Genomic DNA, 22,455 nt, shown 5'->3' with positions numbered 1-22,455 from the left:
TCGGATCTTGTGCCATTGATCGACGAGATGATCGCCCGCCTTCCCGCGCCGGTCCGTCGGCTCGTGATGCGGCACCACGAACTGATCAAGTTCGCGATGGTGGGCGGTACCACGTTCGTCTTCGACATGGCGATCTTCTACAGCCTGAGCCTCACGGTCCTGGAACCGAAGCCGGTGATCGCCAAGATCATCTCCGGCGTGCTCGCCACCATCTTGAGCTACATCCTCAATCGCGAGTGGGCGTTCAAGAACCGCGGCGGCCGGGAGCGTCACCACGAGGCGATGCTGTTCTTCGCCATCAGTGGCGTCGGCGTGATCCTGCAGGCAGCGCCGCTGTTCGTCGCCAACAATGTCTTCGACATGCGCTCGAACCTCACCGTGTCGGAGGTCGTGGTCGTCGACTTCGTGCTCGGTTTCATCATCGGCAACCTCTTCCAGATGGCGTTCCGGTTCTGGGCGCTGCGGAAGTTCGCCTTCCCCGAAGAGCAGCTGCGGGGTGGCGACGCCGGGTCGACCGACCTGCATCCCTCGCTCGCCGAGCTCAACGATGAGGAACTCGGTCACGCCTGACGCCTGATTCCGGGGACCGGCCGGTCTTCTCGTCGATGTCGTCGGCGAGTTCGGAGTCACCGCGATCGGTGCCGAGGTGCTCACGTCCGGTGACCAGCCGGGCGGGCACGACGATCGCGAACACCGGTGGACGGCGGACGGTGAGTTCGAGCCGTCCCCCGTCGGATTCGATGAGGGCCCGGGCCAGCGACAGTCCGACCCCGCTCCGGCCCGCACCGGGTCGGCGCCCGGCCGAGAAGCCCCGGCGGAAGATGTGGACGGCGATCTCGTCGGCCACCCCGTCCCCCTCGTCCGCGACGGTGATCCGCACCAGGTCGCCCGCGGGCAGGGTCCCCACATGGATCCGGCAGGTCCCACGGCCGTGCTGCAATGCGTTGTCGACGAGCACGCTGACCGCTTCGCGCAGCCGGCCCGGGTTCGAGGTCAGCGCGTGCGGCACCCCGTCGAAGGCGACGACCAGCTCGCGCCCCCGCGCCTCGAAGGCGTGCCGGAAGTCCCCGACCAGGGTTGTCAGCATCTCGGACACGTCGATGAACTCCGGGGCCGGTTCGTCGGCGCGGGACGCCTCGACCAGGTCGTCGAGTTCGGTGGAGAGCCGCTCGACCTGATCGAGCGCCGCCTCCGCCTCGGTGATCACCGCGGGGTCGTCGTGGAGGGTCAGTTCTTCCAGACGCAGCTGGATGGCGGTGAGGCGGCTGCGCAGCTGGTGCGAGGCGTCCCCGGCGACCTCACGCTCGCGTTCGAGACGGAGGGCGAGCTCCGCGTTCGCGTCGGCCAGTGCCCGCGACACCCGGTCGAGTTCGGCGATCCCGTACATCTTCCACTGGGTTCGGAAGTCGCCCCGGCCCATGGTGGCCGCACGGTTCGCGAGGTCGGTGAGGGGATCGACGATCCGCCCCGCGGTGACCGCCGCGACCAGCGTGCCGCCGATGACCGACGCGACGACGATGATGGCCACGATCGAGGCCGCCGTGAACTGGTCGTTGCGCACCTCGTCGAGGGGTATCGACAGGGTCAGCGTCCCCGCGGCACCCAGCGCGATCGACTCCGAGAGTCGGGAACCGCCGATCTCGGCACCCACGACCGTGCGCTGTGGGGTCCCGGTGAGGTCGGGGAAGGTGACGGTCAGGCGCCCGTTCGGCGGCAGCAGCAGCTGGAAGGCCTCACGGTCGAGGGATTCCGGCGGGATGCGGCCGTCGGCCCCCTCCTGCCGGATCAGTTGATCGGCGATGACCTTGAGCCGGTTGTCGAGGTCCTGATGCGCGTTGTCGGCGACCCACCACCATGCGACGACGCTCAGCGGGATGCCCAACAGACCACCGACCGCCAGCAGGACGGCGATCATGGTCGTGAGCAGGCGACGGCGCATGAGCGTCTACGGGTCGAACCGGAAACCGACGCCGCGCACGGTCACGATGTGGCGGGGCCGGTCGTGGCGATCGTCGCCGATCTTGCGGCGCAACCACGAAATGTGCATGTCGAGGGTCTTCGACGACCTCAGGTCGGCCGATCCCCACACCTCGGTGAGGATCTCCTCCCTGGTCACCACCTCACCGGCGCGTTCCATGAGGAATCGCAGGAGGTCGAATTCGCGGTTCGCCAGGGTGAGGTCGTGCCCGTTGACCAGGACCCGGCGAGCGCGCGCGTCGAGTCGCAGGGCACCGCCCTCGAGCACGACGTCGCCGGGCTGACGCCGCCGCAACAGGGCGCGAACCCGGGCCAGCAGTTCGGCCAGCCGGAACGGTTTGCCGACGTAGTCGTCGGCGCCGGCATCGAGTCCGACCACGAAGTCCACCTCGTCGGTGCGCGCGGTCAGCATGAGCACGGCGAGCGCGGGCCGCTGGGCCCGCACCCGACGGCACACCTCCAGGCCGTCGAGCACCGGCAACCCGAGATCGAGGATGAGCAGCTCGTAGCGCGTGTCCAGGGCTTTCTCGAGGGCATCGGCGCCGGTGGAGACGACCTCGCAGCCGTAGCCCTCGCGCGACAGCGCCCGCGCGAGCGGTTCGGCGATCGCGGCGTCGTCCTCGGCGAGCAGCACGGTGGTCATCGGTCCCGGCCCCCGCGGTCGGCGCGGTCCCCGGGATGGGCGGTACCGGCGACGGGCTGGTCATAGGAGTCGCGCCGGCGTCCTTCCAACGGATGATCCTCGTCGTCATGGACGTCGAGCACCTCGTGGTAGAGCAGCGCGTGGACCCGCTCCACCTGCGGGATGTCGTCGAAGGACAACGGCTCGTCGGACGCCGACTCGATGACCAGGGTGCCGGTGCGCAGCATCCGGTCGACGAGGCCGTGCCGGAACTCGACGGTGTTGATCCGGCGGATCGGGATGTCGATGCCCGATCGGGTGACGATGCCGTTGCGAAACATCACCCGCCGATCGGTGAGCACGAAATGGGTTGTCTTCCAGGCCAACAGCGGGCGAATGAAGTACCAGCAGAAGCCGGCGGCCCACACCACCGCGACCGCGATGAGCAGCACGGTCTGCGGTGTGGAACGCAGGGACGAGGAGGTGATGACACCGATCAGCAGGCCCGCGGCGGCGGTCACGATCGCGAACAGCAGGAACGGTCCCAGCAGGCACTTCCAGTGGGGATGTCGATGGAGGACGACACGCTCTCCCGGTGCCAGGTTCTCCCGCGGATAGGCCATGCGGCCCAGCATAAACGGCACCGGCCCGACCGGGGCCCACCCGCGGAAACGCGCCCCCCGGAGACGTCCGGATCGGGGCGGGGCCTGAGTAGACTGCCAACCACGGCGACCAGCTGTCCGCGTGCACTGTGCGTGCCAGGGCCCCAGAGACCAGATCCAACCGACACCAGATCCGACCATCGGCTTCGAGAACCGGTCGGGGAGGAGAACGCCATGAGCTACCAGGATCCCCGCGACCCGCGGACCGCGCACTACGAGTCCGGCTACACCCCCGAGTCACGTGCCTACAGCAGTCAGAACGACCCGTACGAGCGCGATCCCTACGCGGCCGATCCGTATGCGGGCCAGGGCGGCTACAACCAGGGCGCGTATGAGCAGGGCAGGCCCGCGAAACCGCGTCGCGGTCCGGACATCAATCCCGTCACGTTCGCCGGCGGTGTGGTGATGACCGGTGTGGTGACCGGCCTGGCCGCCTGGCTGGTGGCCTGGATCATCTCCGCGTTCGTCGAGAAGGTGAACGAGTCCGGCAAGCTGGGCGTGTGGAACCCGGTCGCCGCCAGTGAACTCTGGTTCGGGGTCGTCGGCTTCCTGTGCGCCCTCGCCGCCGGTGCCCTCTGGTACGTCCTGCATCTGGTCACGCCGTCGCCCGACCAGTTCTACCGGTGGATCGTCGGGCTGCTGCTCGTGGCGGCCGTGCTGATCCCGATCCTGACCTACAACCAGATCTCGGTGGGCATCGAGACCGCGATCGTGCACCTGGTGATCGGTCTGCCCTCGCTGACGATCATCCCGGCCATGGCAGGCAAGAGCCTGCAGCGCTAGTCACGCCAGCCGCGCCGACGTCACTCCGGCCGCAGGTGCGTGACGTCGCCCGCGGCGGCCACCACCTGCTCACCGTCGACGTCGACGACGATCCGGCCGGAGTGGTCGACACCGGTCGCCGTGCCGACGAGCTCACGATCGCCGGGCAGGACCAGCCGCACGCGGCGACCGATCGTGTCGCTGCTGTCGCGGTACCGCGCCGCCAGCCCGTCGAGGTCGTGCGGCCAGAGGTCGAGCAGGTCCGACAGCGCCCGAAGATACGACGCGGCCAGGTCGGTCAGCGGCACGTCGCGCCCGGTCGCGAGTCCGAGTGAGGTCGCGGTCGGGACGGGCAGCTGTTCCGCCGCCATCGTGGTGTTGAGCCCGGTGCCGATCACCGCCACTCCCCCCGGCCCGCTCGGACCGTGCTCGGTGCGGGTGTACTCGGAGAGAATCCCCGCGACCTTCTTGCCGTCGATCAGGACGTCGTTCGGCCATTTGAGCGTCGGGCGCACACCCATCGCGTCCTCGACGCCCTGGACCGCGGCGAGGCCGGCCAGCAGCGACAGCCAGCCCAGGTCCTCGGTGTGGTCGCCGACGTCGATCGCGGCCGACATGGCCAGCTGCGTGCCGGCGGGCGCCGTCCACGTCCGGGCGTGACGGCCGCGGCCCGCGGTCTGGTCGGTGGTGATCCGCACGGTGCCCCCGATGGATTCACCCCCGACGGATTCGGTGGTGGCACGCGACACCAGGTCGGCGTTGGTCGAGCCGGTCGCCTCGACCACCTCGATCCGGTCCCAGCGGGTGCCGGCGAGACGGGTACGGAGCAGATCTGCGTCGAGACTCATGGACAACGAACCTACTGTCCGTCGCGGTGGAACGGTCGGGTACCGAGTGTTTCGACGGGCGGCGGTCTTCCCACCGACCGATCGCTCGGAAACCTGAGGGATATCTCACGTTGATCCGGTTGACGTGGCTCACACCCGGGTAGTTAGCATCGTCAGTCATGACCACTGCTTCTCGCGACGACGCCGCCGCTCCCGACATCCACACCACGGCGGGAAAGCTCGCCGATCTGCGTAATCGTCTCGACGAGACGAAGCATCCGGTGGGTGAGGCCGCCGTCGAGAAGACCCACGCGAAGGGCAAGCTGACCGCGCGGGAGCGCATCACGCACCTGCTCGACGAGGGATCGTTCGTCGAGCTCGACGCCCTCGCCCGGCACCGCAGCACCAACTTCGGTCTCGCCGAGCGCCGCCCGCTGGGCGATGGCGTCGTCTCGGGTTACGGCACCATCGACGGCCGCGAGGTCTGCGTCTTCTCGCAGGACTCGACCGTCTTCGGCGGCAGCCTCGGCGAGGTCTACGGCGAGAAGATCGTCAAGGTCATGGACCTCGCCATCAAGACCGGTCGTCCGCTGATCGGGATCAACGACGGTGCGGGCGCCCGTATCCAGGAGGGCGTGGTCTCGCTCGGCCTGTACGGCGAGATCTTCCACCGCAACGTGCGCGCCTCGGGTGTCATCCCGCAGATCTCACTGATCATGGGCGCCGCGGCCGGCGGTCACGTGTACTCCCCCGCACTCACCGACTTCGTGGTCATGGTCGACCAGACCAGCCAGATGTTCATCACCGGTCCGGACGTCATCAAGACGGTCACCGGCGAAGAGGTCACGATGGAGGAGCTCGGCGGTGCGCACACGCACATGTCGAAGTCGGGCACCGCGCACTACGTCGCCTCCGACGAAGAGGACGCCCTCGAGTACGTCAAGGAACTCCTGAGCTATCTCCCGAGCAACAACCGCGCCGACGCGCCGCGACTGCCCGTCGCGCAGCCGGCGGCCGGTTCCATCGAGGACACCCTGACCGAAGAAGACCTCGAACTCGACACGCTGATCCCGGACTCGCCGAACCAGCCCTACGACATGCACGAGGTCATCCGTCGCATCCTCGACGACGACGAGTTCCTCGAGGTGCAGGCCGAGTACGCGACCAACATCATCGTCGGTTACGGACGCGTCGACGGCCGCAGCGTCGGCATCGTCGCCAACCAGCCGACCCAGTTCGCCGGCTGTCTCGACATCGACGCCTCGGAGAAGGCCGCGCGCTTCGTGCGCACCTGCGACGCCTTCAACATCCCGATCGTCACCCTGGTGGACGTGCCCGGCTTCCTGCCCGGAACCGACCAGGAGTACCGGGGCATCATCCGCCGCGGCGCGAAGCTGCTCTACGCCTACGGCGAGGCGACGGTCGGCAAGATCACGGTCATCACCCGCAAGGCCTACGGCGGCGCCTACGACGTCATGGGCTCCAAGCACATGGGTGCCGACGTGAATCTCGCGTGGCCGACGGCCCAGATCGCTGTGATGGGCGCCTCGGGCGCGGTCGGGTTCGTCTACCGCAGCCAGCTCAAGGATGCGGCCGCCAAGGGCGAGGACGTCGACGCGCTGCGTCTGCAGCTGCAGGAGGAGTACGAGGACACCCTGGTCAACCCGTATGTCGCGGCCGCCCGTGGATACGTGGACGCGGTGATCCCGCCGAGCCACACCCGGGGTCAGATCGCCACCGCGCTCAAGCTGCTCGAGCGCAAGATGGTCAACCTGCCGCCCAAGAAGCACGGCAACATCCCCCTGTGACATCCGCCGGTAGTCCCGAGAGCGAGAATCCCGTGAGCGAAGACCCGACGAAGTCCGAGCGCCCGTTCCTGACCGTCGTGGGTGGCAATCCGACCGACGAGGACCTCGCCGTGCTGGTGACCGTCCTCGCCGGCGCCGGTTCGGGCGGCGGCGACTCCGAGCCCGCGACACGCAACGACTGGGGCCGGCCGATCGACCGGTTGCGTCCTCAGTGGGGCGGTCCGGGGAGTTTCACCAACCTGCGCTACTGACGGTGGCACGTTCATCCGAGATCGGGCCGGGTCCCACCGGCCCGATCTTCGTCCTCGGCTCGGCCTCTCCGGCCCGGCTGCGCATCCTGCGGGCGGCCGGCGTCGAGCCGGTCGTGCGCGTGTCGGACGTCGACGAGGACGCACTGCTCGCGGAGCTTCCCGACTCCACGCCGGCCGGTGTGGTCGTCGCCGAACTCGCTCGCGCCAAGGCCGAGGCCGTCGCCGCGCTCCCGGAGATCGCCGAACTCGCCGGCTCCGGTGACCCGGTCGTGGTCATCGGCTGTGACTCGATGCTCCACCTGGACGATCGGCTCCTGGGTAAACCGCACACCGCCGAACGCGCCGTCGCGCAGTGGTCGGAGATGCGGGGCCGCAGCGCCGACCTGCTGACCGGACACCACCTGATCAGGCTGGACCGTCCCGGCACCGCCGGCGGGACAGGTTCCACCACGATCCACTTCGCCGACGCCGACGACGATGTCATCCACCGGTACGTCGCCAGCGGCGAACCGTTACAGGTCGCGGGCGCCTTCACCCTCGACGGCCTCGGCGGCTGGCTGGTCGAGCGCATCGAGGGCGACCCGTCATCGGTCATCGGCATCGGCCTGCCGCTGGTCCGCACCCTCCTGCGCGACGTCGGCCTGTCGGTCACCGACTTCTGGCGTCACTGACCCCACCCGTGAGCCCTGCTCGCTGATCCGAAAGAACCGCAAAGCCCCTGGTCCCGAGCCCGAGAGATCTGCTGATCCACCGCTCCCTGAGGTGCGAGGAGCGTCAGCGACGAGCCTCGAAGGGTCACCCCACCTCGAAGAACTCCGGCCAATACCGCTCGATGCAGTCCACCGGCTGTCCCTGACGGTTGAACTGCGGGCCGGTGAGTCCGACCGTCAGTGCCACCGCGCGCTCGCGCGCCGATCCGTGTCCGGAGGCGCCGCCGGTGTCGCCGATGATCGGCAGCAGACCGGCGACCTGCAGGATCTCCTTGGCGCCGAGCGCATCTCGCTGATAGGCGGTCGCACCCCAGTTCGCGGCCAGGCAGTCGGCGATCAGCTCGCTGTTCTTGCCTGCCGGGAGCCGGCTGTCCGGGATGTCGAAGACCTCGGCCATCCGGAACACGACGTTGTGGCCGTACTCGTGCGCGACCACGATCGCGGCGGTGAAGTCACCGACGATCGGCGACGGCACCCCGAAGACGTTGCCGTCCCAGATGGCCGCGAAGGTCTCGACCGGCAGTACGACGCTGCCCTCGGTCGGTACACCCTGCCCGTTCGGTTCGGTGTCCGCACCACAGAAGAATGCGTTCGCCTCATCGGAGGGAATCGGCACGGGGCTCGAATCCTCATCACCGGCAATGCATTCGGTGGTGAAGGAGGTACCCGACCCGATCAGGACCCGACCCGGCGCGGGATCGCCCCAGCCGAGCTGGTCGAACCATCCGCCCCACGTCTGGTCGAGGTCGTCGAGGAGCGTCGTGAGGTACTCGGGGACCGCATTGTCGACGTTGCCCGGGTCCACCCCGCTCGTCATGAGTTCGGCGGTCGGTGTCGGCAGCTTCGGACAGTCGTCGGGGCGGCAGCGTGCCGGGTCGGCGTCGGACGGCCGAGACGAATCCGAGCCCGCGGAACCCGGCGGGCGTGACGGCGTCGGACTCGGCGTGGCGCTCGTCGACGCGGACGTCCCCGGGGCCCGCCCCGAGTCGTCGGACGGGATCAGCGAGCATCCGCTTCCGACGGCCAGTGCCGCCACGGCGGCCAGGGAGACCGCCCACCGCATCGCGAGGGGGCCGCGTCGATCGATCATTCGGCGAACCTAGCAGGCGATGACCCGTTTCACCTGCGGTTTGTCGTCTGATCGAAGCACGCTCCGGCCGATGCCCTACCCTTTATCAGCGGGACCGCAGATGGTCCGCGCGTGATCCACGAGGAACGTCCGAACAGCGAGCTGGAGAGCACCGTGAGCGTTGACACCGACCCGAATCCGGCTTTCGCCGAATACGCCCACCCCGAACGGCTGGTGACGACCCAGTGGCTCTCGGCGCATCTCGGCGCCAAGGGACTCAAGATCATCGAGTCCGACGAGGATGTGTTGCTCTACGACATCGGCCACATCCCGACGGCCCAGAAGATCGACTGGCACCTGCATCTCAACGATCCGGTCACGCGCGACTACATCAACGGCGAGCAGTTCGCGGAGTTGATGCGCAGCAAGGGAATCGAGCGCGACGACACCGTCGTGATCTACGGCGACAAGAGCAACTGGTGGGCTGCCTACGCGCTGTGGGTGTTCACCTTGTTCGGCCACGAGGACGTCCGACTGCTCGACGGCGGGCGCGACGCCTGGATGGCCGAGGACCGCGACACCTCCTTCGACGTCCCGGACTACCCGCGGTCGGACTACCCGGTCGTCGAGCGCGACGACGCCAAGATCCGCGCCTTCGCACCGCAGGTTCTCGAGGCCCTGGGCACCGAGCCCCTGGTCGATGTCCGCTCTCCGCAGGAATACACCGGCGAGCGCACCCACATGCCGGATTACCCGGAGGAGGGCGCGTTGCGCGGCGGGCACATCCCCACCGCCATCTCGATTCCGTGGGCGAAGTCCGCGGCGCCCGACGGCCGCTTCCGCAGTCGCGCCGAGCTCGACGAGATCTATGCCGATCTCGATCCGCAGACGCCCACGATCGCGTACTGCCGCATCGGCGAACGATCGAGCCACACCTGGTTCGTCCTGACGCACCTGCTCGGCCACACCGCGGTCCGCAACTACGACGGCTCGTGGACCGAGTGGGGCAACGCCGTGCGGGTCCCCATCGCCGTCGGCGACGAGCCGGGCGCCGTCCCCGGCACCGAGTGAGCCCGACCGAACGATGAGTCTGCCCCCAGCCCTGGCCGAGATCGTCGACGACTTCGGTGCGCTCGGCGACTCCGACAAGATCACGCTCCTGCTCGAGTTCGCCGGCGAATTGCCCGATCTGCCTGCGCATCTCGAGCAGGATGCGATGGAACCGGTACCCGAGTGCCAGTCCCCGGTGTTCCTGTCGGTGGATGCCGCCGACCCGGCGTCGGTGCGGTTGCACTTCAGTGCGCCGCGCGAGGCGCCGACGACCCGCGGGTTCGCGGCCATCCTGCACCAGGGACTCGACACCGCGTCGGCGCGCGAGATCCTCGACGTGCCATCGGATTTCTATTACGACCTCGGACTCGGGAGCGCGGTGAGTCCGCTCCGTCTGCGGGGGATGGCGGGGATGCTGGGCCGGATCAAGGCCCAGGTGCGTAACCAGGTCCCCGACCTCTCCGGGGCATGAAGTTCATCCAGATCCGCGACGAACCCATCGCACCCGGCGGTCTCGTCGAGTGGACTCCGTATGTGCCGGGCGGGCTGGGCAACTGGGACTACGACCCCCGGCTGACCTCACACAACCACGAGCAGCATCTCCGCGCCGCCTTCGAATTCCGGATCCGCAACCGTCGTGAAGGCGGTCGCGAGGCATGGCTCGGGCTGAGCATCGAGTTCGACGAGCCGCTGTCGATCCCGGCCATCCGGTCGGTGCTGACCCAGTGGATCGACCGGCACGAGGTCCTGCGGAGTCACGTCGTGATCAAGGGCTCGGGTCTGCAGCGACTCACGACCGCACCGGGCAGCGTGAAACTGAAGATGGGCCGGATCGGCTGGTACGCCGAGTCCGGCCCACTCGTCGAGCAACTGGCCGGTTCGTTCGATCGCGCCACCGCCCCGTTGCACTGGCCGGCGTACCGGTTCGCGACGGTCGGTCGCGAGCGGTCGTTCACCCTGCTCTTCGCCGCAGACCATTCCCTGGTGGATGGATACTCGCTCATCATGGCGCAGCAAGAGCTGGTCTCGCTGTACCGCGCCGCACGCGAGCACCGCGGCGCCAACCTGCCCGAGGTGGGCAGCTACGTCGACTTCAGCGCCGAGGAACGCCGGATCGCCGACCAGACCGGCCGGGACCACCCCGCCGTCGGCGTGTGGTCGGAGTTCCTGGCCGCCGGACACGGCGACATGCCCGGCCTGCACACGACCGACCCGCCCACACCCGCACCGACGGCCGCCGCCGACACCCCCGCACAGCCGCAGGAGTCGCTGTGGGGTGTCATCGCCGATGACGCGACGGCCAACCGGTTCACCGCGATCTGCTCGGAGGCGGGCGGGACGTTGACGGCCGGGGTGCTCGCGGCGTTCGCCGTGGTCCATCACGAGTTGACCGGCGATCGGGAGTTCCGCTGCGTGCTCCCGCGGCACACGCGCAACGATGCCCGCTGGCTGACGTCGCTCGGCTGGTTCGTGGGGGTCGCGCCCTTCTGTCTGGACATGTCCGACTCCCCCACGTTCGACCAGACCGTCGCCCGGTCGACCGCCGCGCTCAAGCGCGGCCGTCAGGGTGCCTCGCTGCCGTTCCTGCGGGTGGCCGACCTGATCGGTCACGAGGGCGGACCCCGCTTCGTGATCTCGTTCATCGACACCCGCTATGCCCCGGGCGCCGGTGCGGCCGATGCGGGCCGGGCGAAGGTCATCCGGAGTCACAGTTACTCGCCCGACGAGGTGTACATCTGGATCAATCGCACACCGTCGGGTCTGCGGTACTCCGCCCGGTTTCCGCGCGAGTCCCCGGTGTACGACCTGGGTGTCGAATCCTCCGCGACCGACGTCCCCACCCGGAGCGTCCCGTCGGGCCATGAGGCTGCGGCGCACCCGTCATCCGGGAACCTTCTGGAGGCACAACATGAGGGAATCGTCACATTCACCGAGCCCGGTGGTCAGGGCGATTCCGCAGTCGACATCGATCCTTCCGCTGGTCCCGTCCACGCCTACCTGCACGGTTTCGCCGAACTGATCCGCAGCCTCGGTGATGCGAGCACATTCTCTCCGGCGTTGTGACCCAGGGCTCCACCGAACGATTGCTCGGTGGGCTAGGGTATTGCCCGGAAGGTCGCGACACCTGCACCTCGAAGGTGTCGCATCGCCCTCGCCGTCCCCATCCCGGCCGGTGACGGCGTACCACCAGACTTGACCGACGTCCGACAACCGTGTCGCGTGCGCTACCGCGTCGTGAGCACCCGAGTACGAGTAAGGCCCAGGAGAACAAGTGCCCAGTACCTCTGCGAACACCCCGTCCGCAATCAGCAAGGTCCTCATCGCCAACCGCGGCGAGATCGCTGTCCGCGTGATCCGCGCCGCCCGGGATGCAGGCATCGCGAGCGTCGCCGTCTACGCCGAGCCCGACGCGAACGCGCAGTTCGTCAAGCTCGCCGACGAGGCCTTCGCACTGGGCGGGCAGACCTCGGCGGAGTCATACCTGGTCTTCGACAAGATCCTCGACGCGGCGCAGAAGTCCGGTGCGGACGCGATCCACCCCGGCTATGGCTTCCTGTCGGAGAACGGCGACTTCGCGCAGGCCGTCATCGACGCCGGACTCATCTGGATCGGTCCGTCACCGCAGTCGATCCGCGACCTCGGCGACAAGGTCACCGCACGCCACATCGCGCTGAAGGCCGACGCCCCGATGGCCCCCGGCACCAAGGACCCGGTGAAGAACGCCGACGAGGTCGTCGCCTTCGCCGAGGAGCACGGCGTGCCGGTCGCCATCAAGGCGGCGTTCGGCGGCGGCGGGCGCGGCATGAAGGTCGCGTACACCATCGAGGAGATCCCGCACCTGTTCGAGTCGGCCACCCGCGAGGCCGTCGCCGCGTTCGGTCGCGGCGAGTGCTTCGTCGAGCGCTACCTCGACAAGGCCCGCCACGTGGAGGCCCAGGTCATCGCCGATCAGCACGGCAACGTGATCGTCGCCGGCACCCGCGACTGCTCGCTGCAGCGTCGTTTCCAGAAGCTGGTCGAGGAGGCCCCCGCGCCGTTCCTCACCACCGAGCAGCGCACCAAGATCCACGAGTCCGCCAAGGCCATCTGCCGCGAGGCCGGTTACTACGGCGCCGGCACCGTCGAGTTCCTGGTCGGCAGCGACGGCCTGGTCTCGTTCCTCGAGGTCAACACCCGCCTGCAGGTCGAGCATCCGGTCACCGAGGAGACCGCGGGCATCGACCTCGTGCGTCAGCAGTTCCGCATCGCCAACGGCGAGAAGCTGGAGTTCACCGAGGACCCGACCCCGCGCGGCCACTCGTTCGAGTTCCGGATCAACGGCGAGGACGCCGGCCGTAACTTCCTGCCCGCCCCCGGGCCGATCTCGGTCTACAAGGAGCCGACCGGCCCCGGCGTCCGCGTCGACTCCGGTGTCGTGGAGGGCGACGTCATCGGCGGACAGTTCGACTCGATGCTGGCGAAGCTGATCGTCACCGGCGAAACCCGCGAGCAGGCTCTCGAGCGGTCCCGGCGCGCGCTCGCCGAGTTCCAGGTCGAGGGCCTGGCGACGGTCATCCCGTTCCATCGGCACATCGTCTCCAACCCCGCCTTCATCGGCGACGGCGAGAAGTTCGACATCTATACCAAATGGATCGAGACCGATTGGGAGAACCCGATCGAGCCGTACACCGGCGGCGAGCCCATCGACGAGGACGAGGCCGCACCCCGGCAGAACGTCGTCGTCGAGGTCGGCGGCCGTCGCGTCGAGGTGTCGCTGCCCGGCGATCTCGCGCTCGGTGGCGGTGGCGGATCGGCCAACGGCGTCGTCCGCAAGAAGCCGAAGGCACGCTCGCGCAAGAAGGCAGGCGGCGCAGCCGTTTCCGGCGACGCCGTGGCCGCTCCGATGCAGGGCACCGTCGTGAAGGTCGCTGTCCAAGAGGGCCAGGAAGTCGCTGCCGGCGATCTGGTCGTCGTGCTCGAGGCCATGAAGATGGAGAACCCGGTCACCGCCCACAAGGACGGCGTCGTCACCGGCCTGACCATCGAGGCCGGCGCTGCGGTCACTCAGGGCACGGTGCTGCTCGAGCTGAAGTAAGACCGCACTGGAGCTTCGCGACTGTGCAACCCCCCCGCTCCCTGAGGAGCCCTGGAGCTTGCGGAGGGGCGGCATCCCCCGCTCCCTGAGGAGCCCTGGAGCTTGCGGAGGGGCGGCATCCCCCGCTCCCTGAGGAGCCCTGGAGCTTGCGGAGCGGCGGCATCCCCCCGCTCCCTGAGGAGCCCTGGAGCTTGCGGAGGGGCGTCACGAAGGGTCAACGCGACAACAAGGCAATGCAACCAGTCGAGATCAACGCCGGGACGTGGTATCTGCGTGCGCTTCGTGCGGACGAGCGGATCACCGATGTCCCGGCGTTGTCCCTTCTCGAGGTCGGCGACCCCGCCGCGTACATCGCTGCGGCACAGCGTGACTGGGAGTCCGAGACACGCTTCGTCTGGGCGACCTGCATCCCGACCACCGGTGAGCTCGTCGCCGTGGTCGGGGTCACGCCGGAGGGTTCCACCGGCCGGCTCTGGGGCGCGGCGCGCGATGGTTACGACGAGGCGCTCGACGCGGCGGTCGGGCCGGTCTCCCGGTTCGCCGAGGGTGCACTCGGCCTGCTGGTCGATGCCTCGCTCGACCACGACCTCGGATGAGGCCCGGAGCCACCGACGACCCGCGTCGACGCCGTAGATGAACTGTTGATGAACACCTGACGCTGCGCCGGCAAAGACCCAGGACAAAACCGGCAATCCCGGCATCGGGCATTTAGGCGAGACCTGCGGTCCGGCAGCATGATTGGGCCATGACCGGAGAGATGCTCCTTCTCGTGCTGTTGGTGATCACGGCACTCGGCTTCGACTTCACCAACGGGTTTCACGACACCGGTAACGCCATGGCCACCTCGATCGCCACCGGAGCTCTGAAACCCAAGGTCGCCGTGGGGATCTCCGCCGTCCTCAATCTCGTCGGCGCGTTCTTGTCCGTGGAAGTCGCCGCCACCATCACCAAGGACGTCCTCAACATCCAGCAGACGTCGGGCGACGTCGTCACCGGACTCACCCCGACCACCGCGCTGCTGATCATCTTCGCCGGGCTCATCGGCGGCATTCTGTGGAACCTGTTCACGTGGCTGTTCGGCCTGCCGTCCTCGTCGTCGCACGCACTGTTCGGCGGGCTGATCGGTTCCGGCATCGCGGCCATCGGCCTCTCCGGCATCAACTGGCACGGTGTGCTCTCGAAGATCATCGTGCCCGCCCTGTTCGCGCCGGTCATCGCCTGCATCGTGGCGGCCTGCGGGACGTGGCTCGTGTTCACGATCACCCGACGCATCGAGGCGAATCGCAAAGAGGCCGGATTCCGGTACGGCCAGATAGCGAGCGCCTCACTGGTGTCACTGGCCCACGGAACCGGCGACGCCCAGAAGACGATGGGCGTCATCGCGATGGCGCTCATCGTGACCGGCCACCTCGACGCCTCGACGGTGAGCCACGGGCTGCCCTTCTGGGTCGTCTTCTCCTGCGCCGCGGCCATCGCGATCGGGACCTACCTGGGCGGGTGGCGCATCATCCGGACATTGGGCAAGGGACTCGTCGAGATCAGCTCACCTCAGGGCATGGCGGCCGAGGCCTCGTCGGCCGCGATCATCCTCACCTCGAGTGCAGCCGGCATGGCCCTGTCGACGACGCAGGTGGCGACCGGGTCGATCCTGGGCTCGGGGGTCGGCAAGAAGGGTGCGCAGGTTCGGTGGTCGGTAGCGGGGCGCATGGCCGTCGCATGGATGACGACGCTGCCGGCAGCCGGACTCGTCGGCGCCTTCTGCTACTACATCGCCAGTCTGCTGGGCGACGTCGCGGGCGGCATCACGATCTTCGTTCTCCTGCTCGCAGCGTCCGGATACCTCTACTGGCGCGCGCAGCAGAACAAGATCGACGCGCGCAACGTCAACGCCGACTGGGACGACACCACCGACTCGATCGTTCCGGCCGACAACGCCGAGCCCACCGCGATCGCCTGACGGTCACCGACGCATCCCGAAAGGACCCGAACACCGATGGACATCGTCGAATCGATCATGAAGGTCTTGCTGGTGGGCCTTATTCTCGGCGCCGGGCTTCCGGCGCTGTTCGCCGTGGGCCTGCGTTGCCACGCGCAGGGCGCGCCCGGTGTCGACGCGGACGGCACCATCTCGAACGGCAACGCACCCCTGCGCCTGCTCGGCTACGCGATCTTCGCGGTTGTCGCACTCGTGATCGTCACGGCCCTGCTGTGGATCACGCGGCAGACCATCTACTACTACTTCGACGTGAAGATCTTCCCGTTCGGTTACAAGTAGGCGGACCGTGGCGGACCGACGGCAGTTTCTCAAGCGGATCGTGGAGTGGTTGCGGGTCGGCTACCCCGACGGAGTTCCCCGCGAAGACTACGTCCCGTTGTTCGCGCTGCTGCGTCGGCAACTCAGCGACGAGGAGGCCGAGAGGGTGTCCGTCGACCTCATCCGCGACCACGGGGATGCGCCACCACCACCCGAACCGATCTCGAAGATCGACGCCGGGGTCAAGATCAGCGCGATCACCCAGGATCTCCCCCACGAGGACGACATCGCCCGTGTCCGAAGGCATCTCGCGGCCTCCGGCTGGCCGTTCGACGACGAACCACTGAACTGACGGCTCGGCAACTGACATTTCGGGGCGCCTGTCGGTGCTCCGTGGTTGCATTCGTGGGCGACCGTGGCCACTCGATCGTGCACCTAGCGGATGTCCATCGCGCCTAACGTGCTTGCTCACTGCGCATTGAGGTCACTTGCGTGCCGGGGGCCGATGGCGTGACGTGGTGGGCCGAGTCAGTCCGATGCCCGCTGCGACGATCAGCCCTGTGCCGGCGAGGGTTGCCGTTGTGAGGTGATCTCCCGGGTAGGAAGGTACCGCCTCGCAGAACAGTCGACGACGATGCATGAAAATTGCCGTATCCGTTCTTCGCTATCGTGAACACGAAGAGTCGACCACGCCCATTCCGACGATCACTATCGAGAATCGGCGGATGCGATCGACGCAACATTTCGGTGCTGTCGGTTGTGGCGCAGCGTTGCGCTGGCGGTCAGCGAGAGGGGGTGGGAGTCAGGTGGCGGAGTTGGTGGACGCTGACCCCAACCGTGACGACGACGTTGTGGGTGAGGACTTGTCGTGGGCGGAGCTGATCAACGCACTGCTCGAGCACACACCCGGGCCGGTGCTCGGGGTGCCGTTGACGGGGCGTGAGGTGTGTCGCCGCGCCGATCAGTCCCAGGCGGGGCGGTTGAGAGAGAGCCGATGCTCTCGTCGTTGCGCCGAGGGCGGGCAGTCGAGCCCGGTTTCGGCATCATCGTGGCGGTCGCCGATGGATCCGGGGTCGGCATCGCGTCTTCACTCGAGAGTTCCATCACCAGCACCGCGGCGAGTCGATGGCACCACGGGTGCGGGCAGCCCACACTGCGTGGCTGTGCCGGCTGCGGCTGGCCGCCGACATCGAGTCCAGCCCCTGACAAAAGGAACGCACCCAGTGGACGACAAGCCAATTCGTGCTGACCCCGCTCGCGCCGAAATCCTCGCGCAGGTCACCAAACGTATCCGCACTCACCCCGACCCCCTGCTGAGGGCGCGGGCAGTCCAGATCGTCCTCGCCGCGGACGGCGTGCAGGCGAGCGGCAGCTTGGCGGACCCCAGAGGGGCTGTGATCGCTCACAATGAGCTACGCAGGCGGGTGTACGAGCTGGCCACGTCCACGGAGCTGGCTGACCTCAAACAAGATTTCCACCGCAGCGGACAGCACCCCGCTCGACATGTCGGCGATCTCGCCTTCTATGGCCTCTTCGGACTGTCGGGTCCGGCGGCATACCTCCTCAGCGCCTTCGCCTTCGAGCTGCCGCCGTCCCTGAACGGGTTCAGCATCGTAGCAATGGTCATGGCCGCACTAACCCCCATCGCCGCCTACTGGAGCTACTACACACTTCACAGCTCCGGCCCGGACGCTCGCGACTGGCCGTGCATCGTCGAACAGGCCGCCCACGCCGCCTACACTGGCCGCGAGGACCAGCCGCCCATCGACGGGGACGACGACGGGGACCTCGCCCGGCGACGAGCCGACGCCGCCCGCGCGCTCGAGGACCTGCTCGCGGCCTGGGGCCACTACAAACTCGACACCGAAGCCTGGTACCTCACCAAACCCCTGCTCCACGACACCACCGGCACCGTCGCCACCACGGTCGCCTACAACACCGCCATGGCCGACCTCACCGCAGCGGTCGAAGCCCTACACGAGGACTCCCCGGCCATCGACGTCGACCGAGCCCTATCCGTCGCCGACCGCGCCTGGGCAGCCTGGTACGACGCCAACGACCACGCCGCCACAGTCGGGCTCGACGACCGCAGCCCCACCGAACGCGCCGCGCTGCAACGCCTCAACACACTCGTCGCACGCCTCACCCACAGCAGCGCCAACGACCCCGAACTCGCCGCACTCAAACGCGGCATCACCCTCTGCCTCGACCGCATCCACACCGTCTCGGTCTCCTGGGCCGATATCGCCGCCCTCCCCGTCCTCGACAACCACCTCATCCGTCAACTACCCACCGGCACTATCGGTGACGACAGCACACACTCCGACGAGGGAGCCACCCGGTGAACTCGCCAGCCGACACCCGACCACCCAACGATCTGCTGCGTGCCCGGCTCCTCGGCCAGCTCTATGGCCTCGACAACCTCGTATCCAGCCACTTGTAGGCGCAACTGTGCCTGAGTCATCGGACCGGCGGGATCGTCGCCGAGCTGATGTTCGTCGCGAATACGATTGTGGCGCAGTACGCAATCGACGCTGAGCTGCCGATCCACCGGGTCTTCCGAATTGTGCGTGGCCACCGCCGAGACCATCACGCGTACGCCGTCGTCACCGGCCCGACTGAGAGCAGCCCGGTCTGTGTTCTCCAGAGTGGCCACCGCGGATTGATCTGCTCGGGCCACGGGGCAACCCCGCGACCTCAACCCAGACGACGGCATCCGACTCGCCACCACGGTTACCACGGGTTTACGTCGATGAACCGTATAGAGCGATGACGGAACCACCTGATGGGCCTGGCCCACGGCGGCTCCAACTGCCGAAACCCTCTCCATCACATTTAGACACCATCACACAGAAATCACAGGAGACACCATGTCAACCCCACCGATAACGATGTCCGGCCTGTCCGATGACACCGGGATGATGGGGATTGTCGACCCGCATGCCTACGAGTCGTTCGTGTCACGACACTGGACTCTGGAATCACTGTTCACCCATTTCGCCACGCAGATGCATCGCCGGACGCTTCTGCTGTGGGAGACCGGCGACGAAGGGTCGTGGACCATCACGGTCGAGAACTCGCCGGTCGCCGCTCACTACCCGATCGTGCGGCAGGCAGCAGGTCCGAGCACCGCCACTCGAGGCGAGCTGGTGGTGGTCAGCTACGACACCCTGACGATGGCTGCGCAGTTTCCGCACAAACGCGTCGACGCGTACAAGGAGTGGCAGGGCTCGGCGGTCGACGTCGCAGTAGGAACCTACGTGTGCGCGGTGAGCCAACTCACGGAACCCGGAATGGTACGAGCCACGACGGCCCAGACTTCCATCTACAACTGACGGCCGGCGACTGCCCCGAGTGGACAGCGATCCAGTGGTACGGCCAAAGCTACGACTCGCTGTGACCACCGACGATGCATCACTCCGAAACAGAGAGGTTGCCCTCAGTAAGGATGCGGCGCGCTGCGATGACCGATTATGAAGTGCCAGAGAGGTATTGCCACACCTGCGCGACCATCGTTGCCTCCGACGACCATCGACTCTGCGAACAATGCGGAGCAAACCTTGTCACCATTCCCGCGGTGGCGACACCGTTGCTGCCAGACTCAGACCATCTACCGAGGCCAATCTGAGGTCAGGAGGAACGTCGTGCCGAGGAGCATGGCTGCGGTTTTGAGTCGCGTGTTGCCAAACGGCAGGGTCCTCGGGATGCCGAGAAGCCAACCCTTGACTCGAACATATATTCGAGTAACATGGAGTCATGTCATCGGGGGCGGGGGCCGGATCCACATCGGCGGATACCTCGAGCGAGTCCGTCGAGCCGCGCCTTCGTCCCGACCATGAACTCTCCGCATCCGAACTCGTCGAGGTCTTGACTCACTGCGCCGGCCTCGCCGCAGCGTCCGCGCACCGGATGTTGGTCGTTGCCAGCCTCATTCACGACGAACGCGAGATGGATTACGCGCAGCGGCGCGCCGAGATACACAGCGGCGAACTCGACTCCATCGAGGCCTTCGAGAACTTGTCGGCACGAGTGGCCGCCGGGGAGAACCCCTACGAGCAGTTCGGGCCGAACGGACTCGAACAGGCCATCGCCGAAGTCGGTGCCACCCTCACGGTCACACCGGCCGAGGCGAGAGAACTCATCGAGGCCGGCGACGCGCTGCGCTACCGACTCGCCTTCACCGGACACGCACTGGCGTGCGGCCGAATCGACAAGCGCCGCTTCCTCATCGCCCTCAAGCGCACCGAACTGATCACCGACGATGACGAGATGCAGACCGTGGACGCCCACCTCGCCGAGGCGATCTTCGCCCGCGCACCCATGTCGACGGCCCGGTTCACCGCCATGGTCGACGCGATCGTCGCGGCGTGGGCGCCCGACGCGATCCGCCGGCGCAAGGAACGAGTCAAGGACGATCGCAAGGTGACGGTCACCCCGGACCGGTTCACGCCCGGGCAGTCCCGGATCTCCGGCACACTGCCCGACGCCGACGCCGCCGAATTCGACGCCCGCCTGTCGTCGATGGCCAACGCGGTACACCCCGGTGACCCACGGACCCTGCCGATGCGACGCGCCGACGCCCTCAAAGCCCTGGCCCGCGGTGCAGCCACTCTCACGTGCCAATGCGACGATTGCGCGCCTGCCGCAACCGACTCCGATGCGGCACCCGACCTCGACGCAGCGGATCCGGCCGCCACCGAGCCACCAGCACCGGCTTCTGAAGTCGAGAACGAGCACACCGTCGACGACGCGTCGGCCACCGACACCGATGTCGATGGTGCGTCCTCTCCGACCGTCTCGCCGCCACCGCAGCTCGCTCCGCGCGCGACCTTCCACATCGTGGTGAACCTGTCGACCCTGATCGGCCTCGACGACGACCCCGCGTTCCTCGACCGACACGGCATCATCGACGCCCACACCGCCCGAACACTGCTCGCCGAAGCGCGACGCACCTACATCACTCCGACAGACGCCGGCCCGCCCTCGGCACCTACTCACCCCGCGACCCGATACGTCCCGTCGAGAAAACTCCAGGCGCTGGTGCGAGCGGGCGAACTGTGCTGCACCTTCCCCGGCTGCAATGCGCCGGTGTGGCAGGTCGATCTCGACCACACCGATCCGTTCGACCACGCCGACGCGCGACGCGGCGGCCCGACCGATGCGTGCAATCTCAAGCCGCTGTGCCGGTTCCATCACCGCATCAAGACCTTCACCAGCTGGCAGGACCACCAGGACGAGTTCCGCACCGCCTGGTTCACCGCACCCACCGGGCACATGTTCGTCGGCAACGCCTTCAGCGGACGCGACCTGTTCAACCGGCTCTCCCCGCGCCGGCCACCCGATCACCCCGCCCGCGACAGACTCAACAGGCAGCGCGACAACGACTTCCGACGCCACCAGCGCGCCGAGAAGCGCTGGAACGACGCCAACCCACCGCCCTTCTAGACACCGCTGGTCATGACGCCACCGACGCCGGGCGGCGAATACGAATGCGCGAGACCCGGCCGCCGACCACTGCGACCTCGACAACGGCGAGCAGGTGACCGCCCGGTGCGATCACGTGAACCATGCGACCGCCCAGTCGCATCGGTGTATGTGCCCGGATGCGGTCGGCGAACAATCGGGTCTCCTCGGCGACCGCCCGAGCGCCGCTGACCACGGTCGCCGTGCCCGGCGGGACCAGCGACCGGTCGACGACGCGAATGCAGTCGTCGGCGAGGAGCCGGACCATCGCGTCGATGTCACCGCCGCCGGCCGCGGCCAGAAAGGCATCGACCACCACGCTCGCACCGCCTGCGGACAGCTCGTCGTCCGGTCGAGCAGAAGCGATCCGGCCGCGCCCCCGGGACGCGTGCTTCTTCGCGCCGTCCACACTCGAGCCGAGAACCGTCGCGATGTCCCGGAACGGGACGTCGAACAGATCGTGCAGCACATACGCGACACGCTGCGCGGGCGTGAGCTGGTCGAGGATCACCATCAGCGCTCGCGACACGTCCTCCCGCTGCAGGTAGTGCTCGTCGGCCGCGACGGCTTCTGCCGGCAGCGCACCGTCGAACAGCGGATCCTCCCGACGCCGACTCCTCGCTCGCAACTGATCGAGGCACACACGCGTGAGTGCCGTCGTCAACCATGCTGCGGGATTGCGGACCTCGGCGTGATCGACATGCGAAGCCTTGATCCATGTGCTCTGTACCGCGTCCTCGGCGTCGTGGATGGAGCCGAGCATGCGGAAGGCGACCGCGGTCAAGCGCGGTCGTAGATCTTCGAATTCTGAGATCGATACCACCGGATGTCACCTTTCCGAGGGGCGAGACGTCGAGACAGACGAGACGCCACTCTCACATCCGGCAACCGACAACCCGCCTCCGAGGAGGACATTCATGACGAC

General features: G+C 67.8%; 22 protein-coding genes. 16 read left to right on the top strand and 6 right to left on the bottom strand.

Annotation, left to right across the window (positions count from 1 at the left end; all coding sequences use genetic code 11):
- Window positions 1-9 precede the first annotated feature (9 nt).
- Window positions 10-570, top strand: coding sequence for a GtrA family protein (locus CA982_RS13425; RefSeq protein WP_208617944.1), 561 nt, complete (start codon window positions 10-12; stop codon window positions 568-570).
- Here CA982_RS13425 and CA982_RS13420 read toward each other — a convergent pair.
- From CA982_RS13420 to CA982_RS13410, 3 genes are read right to left on the bottom strand one after another with little or no spacing between them, the layout of a single operon-like run.
- A complete protein-coding gene (locus CA982_RS13420) occupies window positions 542-1,939 on the bottom strand; it encodes a sensor histidine kinase (RefSeq protein WP_086535815.1) in 1,398 nt (465 codons plus the stop codon). The two genes, CA982_RS13425 and CA982_RS13420, sit on opposite strands and share 29 nt — an antisense overlap.
- Window positions 1,940-1,945: 6 nt before the next feature.
- Window positions 1,946-2,620: a response regulator transcription factor gene (locus CA982_RS13415; RefSeq protein WP_004572230.1), complete on the bottom strand. Its 675-nt coding sequence runs from the start codon at window positions 2,618-2,620 to the stop codon at window positions 1,946-1,948.
- On the bottom strand, window positions 2,617-3,234 hold the full coding sequence (locus CA982_RS13410; RefSeq protein ID WP_086535814.1) for a PH domain-containing protein: 618 nt from the start codon (window positions 3,232-3,234) through the stop codon (window positions 2,617-2,619). The genes CA982_RS13415 and CA982_RS13410 overlap by 4 nt, the downstream gene beginning before the upstream one ends.
- A gap of 201 nt (window positions 3,235-3,435) precedes the next feature.
- Between CA982_RS13410 and CA982_RS13405 the strand changes: the two genes are divergently transcribed.
- On the top strand, window positions 3,436-4,044 hold the full coding sequence (locus CA982_RS13405) for a hypothetical protein (protein ID WP_086535813.1): 609 nt from the start codon (window positions 3,436-3,438) through the stop codon (window positions 4,042-4,044).
- 20 nt (window positions 4,045-4,064) lie between these two features.
- Here the strand turns inward: CA982_RS13405 and CA982_RS13400 are convergent, their stop codons facing one another.
- A complete protein-coding gene (locus tag CA982_RS13400; protein ID WP_086535812.1) occupies window positions 4,065-4,871 on the bottom strand; it encodes a biotin--[acetyl-CoA-carboxylase] ligase in 807 nt (268 codons plus the stop codon).
- Between the two features lie 158 nt (window positions 4,872-5,029).
- On the opposite strand from CA982_RS13400, the gene CA982_RS13395 reads away from it, so the two are divergent.
- The 3 genes from CA982_RS13395 to CA982_RS13385 are packed head-to-tail and all read left to right on the top strand — an operon-like array spanning window position 5,030 to window position 7,580.
- On the top strand, window positions 5,030-6,658 hold the full coding sequence (locus CA982_RS13395) for an acyl-CoA carboxylase subunit beta (protein WP_086535811.1): 1,629 nt from the start codon (window positions 5,030-5,032) through the stop codon (window positions 6,656-6,658).
- Window positions 6,659-6,690: 32 nt separating this feature from the next.
- Complete coding sequence (locus tag CA982_RS13390) at window positions 6,691-6,909, top strand: acyl-CoA carboxylase subunit epsilon (protein WP_086535899.1); 219 nt, start codon at window positions 6,691-6,693, stop codon at window positions 6,907-6,909.
- Between the two features lie 2 nt (window positions 6,910-6,911).
- Entirely contained in the window at window positions 6,912-7,580 is a 669-nt protein-coding gene (locus CA982_RS13385; protein ID WP_086535810.1) for a Maf family protein, read from the top strand.
- 124 nt (window positions 7,581-7,704) lie between these two features.
- On the opposite strand, the gene CA982_RS13380 is transcribed toward CA982_RS13385, so the two are convergent.
- Window positions 7,705-8,709 (bottom strand): neutral zinc metallopeptidase, encoded by a 1,005-nt coding sequence (locus tag CA982_RS13380; protein WP_244176255.1) that lies wholly within the window; start codon window positions 8,707-8,709, stop codon window positions 7,705-7,707.
- A gap of 153 nt (window positions 8,710-8,862) precedes the next feature.
- Between CA982_RS13380 and CA982_RS13370 the strand changes: the two genes are divergently transcribed.
- The 11 genes from CA982_RS13370 to CA982_RS13315 all read left to right on the top strand — a co-directional run bounded on the left by CA982_RS13370 (window position 8,863) and on the right by CA982_RS13315 (window position 21,512).
- Window positions 8,863-9,759 (top strand): sulfurtransferase, encoded by an 897-nt coding sequence (locus CA982_RS13370; RefSeq protein ID WP_010842892.1) that lies wholly within the window; start codon window positions 8,863-8,865, stop codon window positions 9,757-9,759.
- Window positions 9,760-9,772: 13 nt separating this feature from the next.
- On the top strand, window positions 9,773-10,210 hold the full coding sequence (locus CA982_RS13365; RefSeq protein ID WP_086535807.1) for a SufE family protein: 438 nt from the start codon (window positions 9,773-9,775) through the stop codon (window positions 10,208-10,210).
- Window positions 10,207-11,802, top strand: coding sequence for a condensation domain-containing protein (locus CA982_RS13360; RefSeq protein ID WP_086535806.1), 1,596 nt, complete (start codon window positions 10,207-10,209; stop codon window positions 11,800-11,802). The genes CA982_RS13365 and CA982_RS13360 overlap by 4 nt, the downstream gene beginning before the upstream one ends.
- 208 nt (window positions 11,803-12,010) lie before the next feature.
- Complete coding sequence (locus CA982_RS13355) at window positions 12,011-13,813, top strand: acetyl/propionyl/methylcrotonyl-CoA carboxylase subunit alpha (protein ID WP_086535805.1); 1,803 nt, start codon at window positions 12,011-12,013, stop codon at window positions 13,811-13,813.
- A gap of 233 nt (window positions 13,814-14,046) precedes the next feature.
- The gene (locus tag CA982_RS13350; protein WP_086535804.1) at window positions 14,047-14,409 is read left to right on the top strand and encodes a GNAT family N-acetyltransferase; all 363 of its coding nucleotides are present in this window, start codon (window positions 14,047-14,049) and stop codon (window positions 14,407-14,409) included.
- Window positions 14,410-14,558: 149 nt separating this feature from the next.
- A complete protein-coding gene (locus CA982_RS13345) occupies window positions 14,559-15,770 on the top strand; it encodes an inorganic phosphate transporter (RefSeq protein WP_086535803.1) in 1,212 nt (403 codons plus the stop codon).
- Between the two features lie 36 nt (window positions 15,771-15,806).
- Window positions 15,807-16,088 (top strand): hypothetical protein, encoded by a 282-nt coding sequence (locus tag CA982_RS13340; RefSeq protein WP_086535802.1) that lies wholly within the window; start codon window positions 15,807-15,809, stop codon window positions 16,086-16,088.
- A gap of 7 nt (window positions 16,089-16,095) precedes the next feature.
- Window positions 16,096-16,419, top strand: a complete 324-nt coding sequence (locus CA982_RS13335; protein ID WP_086535801.1) for a DUF3349 domain-containing protein — start codon at window positions 16,096-16,098, stop codon at window positions 16,417-16,419.
- Between the two features lie 871 nt (window positions 16,420-17,290).
- Window positions 17,291-18,412, top strand: coding sequence for a hypothetical protein (locus CA982_RS13325; protein WP_144066027.1), 1,122 nt, complete (start codon window positions 17,291-17,293; stop codon window positions 18,410-18,412).
- Between the two features lie 525 nt (window positions 18,413-18,937).
- Window positions 18,938-19,402 carry a hypothetical protein gene (locus CA982_RS13320; RefSeq protein WP_144066026.1) on the top strand — a complete coding sequence of 155 codons (465 nt, stop codon included), beginning with the start codon at window positions 18,938-18,940 and terminating at the stop codon, window positions 19,400-19,402.
- A 421-nt stretch (window positions 19,403-19,823) separates the two neighbouring features.
- Window positions 19,824-21,512, top strand: a complete 1,689-nt coding sequence (locus CA982_RS13315; RefSeq protein ID WP_086535798.1) for an HNH endonuclease signature motif containing protein — start codon at window positions 19,824-19,826, stop codon at window positions 21,510-21,512.
- Between the two features lie 10 nt (window positions 21,513-21,522).
- On the opposite strand, the gene CA982_RS13310 is transcribed toward CA982_RS13315, so the two are convergent.
- Window positions 21,523-22,353 (bottom strand): sigma-70 family RNA polymerase sigma factor, encoded by an 831-nt coding sequence (locus tag CA982_RS13310; RefSeq protein WP_086535797.1) that lies wholly within the window; start codon window positions 22,351-22,353, stop codon window positions 21,523-21,525.
- Between the last annotated feature and the right edge of the window lie 102 nt (window positions 22,354-22,455).

It is taken from the genome of Gordonia lacunae (genome assembly GCF_002149015.1).
Classification (GTDB): Bacteria; Actinomycetota; Actinomycetes; order Mycobacteriales; family Mycobacteriaceae; genus Gordonia; species Gordonia lacunae.
This window is presented reverse-complemented; position numbering and strand designations above follow the sequence as displayed.

Bases quoted from the DNA above. Each gene is read 5' to 3' on its own strand.
- CA982_RS13420 (WP_086535815.1), bottom strand. From the start codon at position 1,939: ATGCGCCGTCGCCTGCTCACGACCATGATCGCCGTCCTGCTGGCGGTC.
- CA982_RS13415 (WP_004572230.1), bottom strand. From the start codon at position 2,620: ATGACCACCGTGCTGCTCGCCGAGGACGACGCCGCGATCGCCGAACCG.
- CA982_RS13410 (WP_086535814.1), bottom strand. From the start codon at position 3,234: ATGCTGGGCCGCATGGCCTATCCGCGGGAGAACCTGGCACCGGGAGAG.
- CA982_RS13405 (WP_086535813.1), top strand. From the start codon at position 3,436: ATGAGCTACCAGGATCCCCGCGACCCGCGGACCGCGCACTACGAGTCC.
- CA982_RS13400 (WP_086535812.1), bottom strand. From the start codon at position 4,871: ATGAGTCTCGACGCAGATCTGCTCCGTACCCGTCTCGCCGGCACCCGC.
- CA982_RS13395 (WP_086535811.1), top strand. From the start codon at position 5,030: ATGACCACTGCTTCTCGCGACGACGCCGCCGCTCCCGACATCCACACC.
- CA982_RS13380 (WP_244176255.1), bottom strand. From the start codon at position 8,709: ATGATCGATCGACGCGGCCCCCTCGCGATGCGGTGGGCGGTCTCCCTG.
- CA982_RS13365 (WP_086535807.1), top strand. From the start codon at position 9,773: ATGAGTCTGCCCCCAGCCCTGGCCGAGATCGTCGACGACTTCGGTGCG.
- CA982_RS13360 (WP_086535806.1), top strand. From the start codon at position 10,207: ATGAAGTTCATCCAGATCCGCGACGAACCCATCGCACCCGGCGGTCTC.
- CA982_RS13350 (WP_086535804.1), top strand. From the start codon at position 14,047: ATGCAACCAGTCGAGATCAACGCCGGGACGTGGTATCTGCGTGCGCTT.
- CA982_RS13345 (WP_086535803.1), top strand. From the start codon at position 14,559: ATGACCGGAGAGATGCTCCTTCTCGTGCTGTTGGTGATCACGGCACTC.
- CA982_RS13340 (WP_086535802.1), top strand. From the start codon at position 15,807: ATGGACATCGTCGAATCGATCATGAAGGTCTTGCTGGTGGGCCTTATT.
- CA982_RS13320 (WP_144066026.1), top strand. From the start codon at position 18,938: ATGTCAACCCCACCGATAACGATGTCCGGCCTGTCCGATGACACCGGG.
- CA982_RS13315 (WP_086535798.1), top strand. From the start codon at position 19,824: ATGTCATCGGGGGCGGGGGCCGGATCCACATCGGCGGATACCTCGAGC.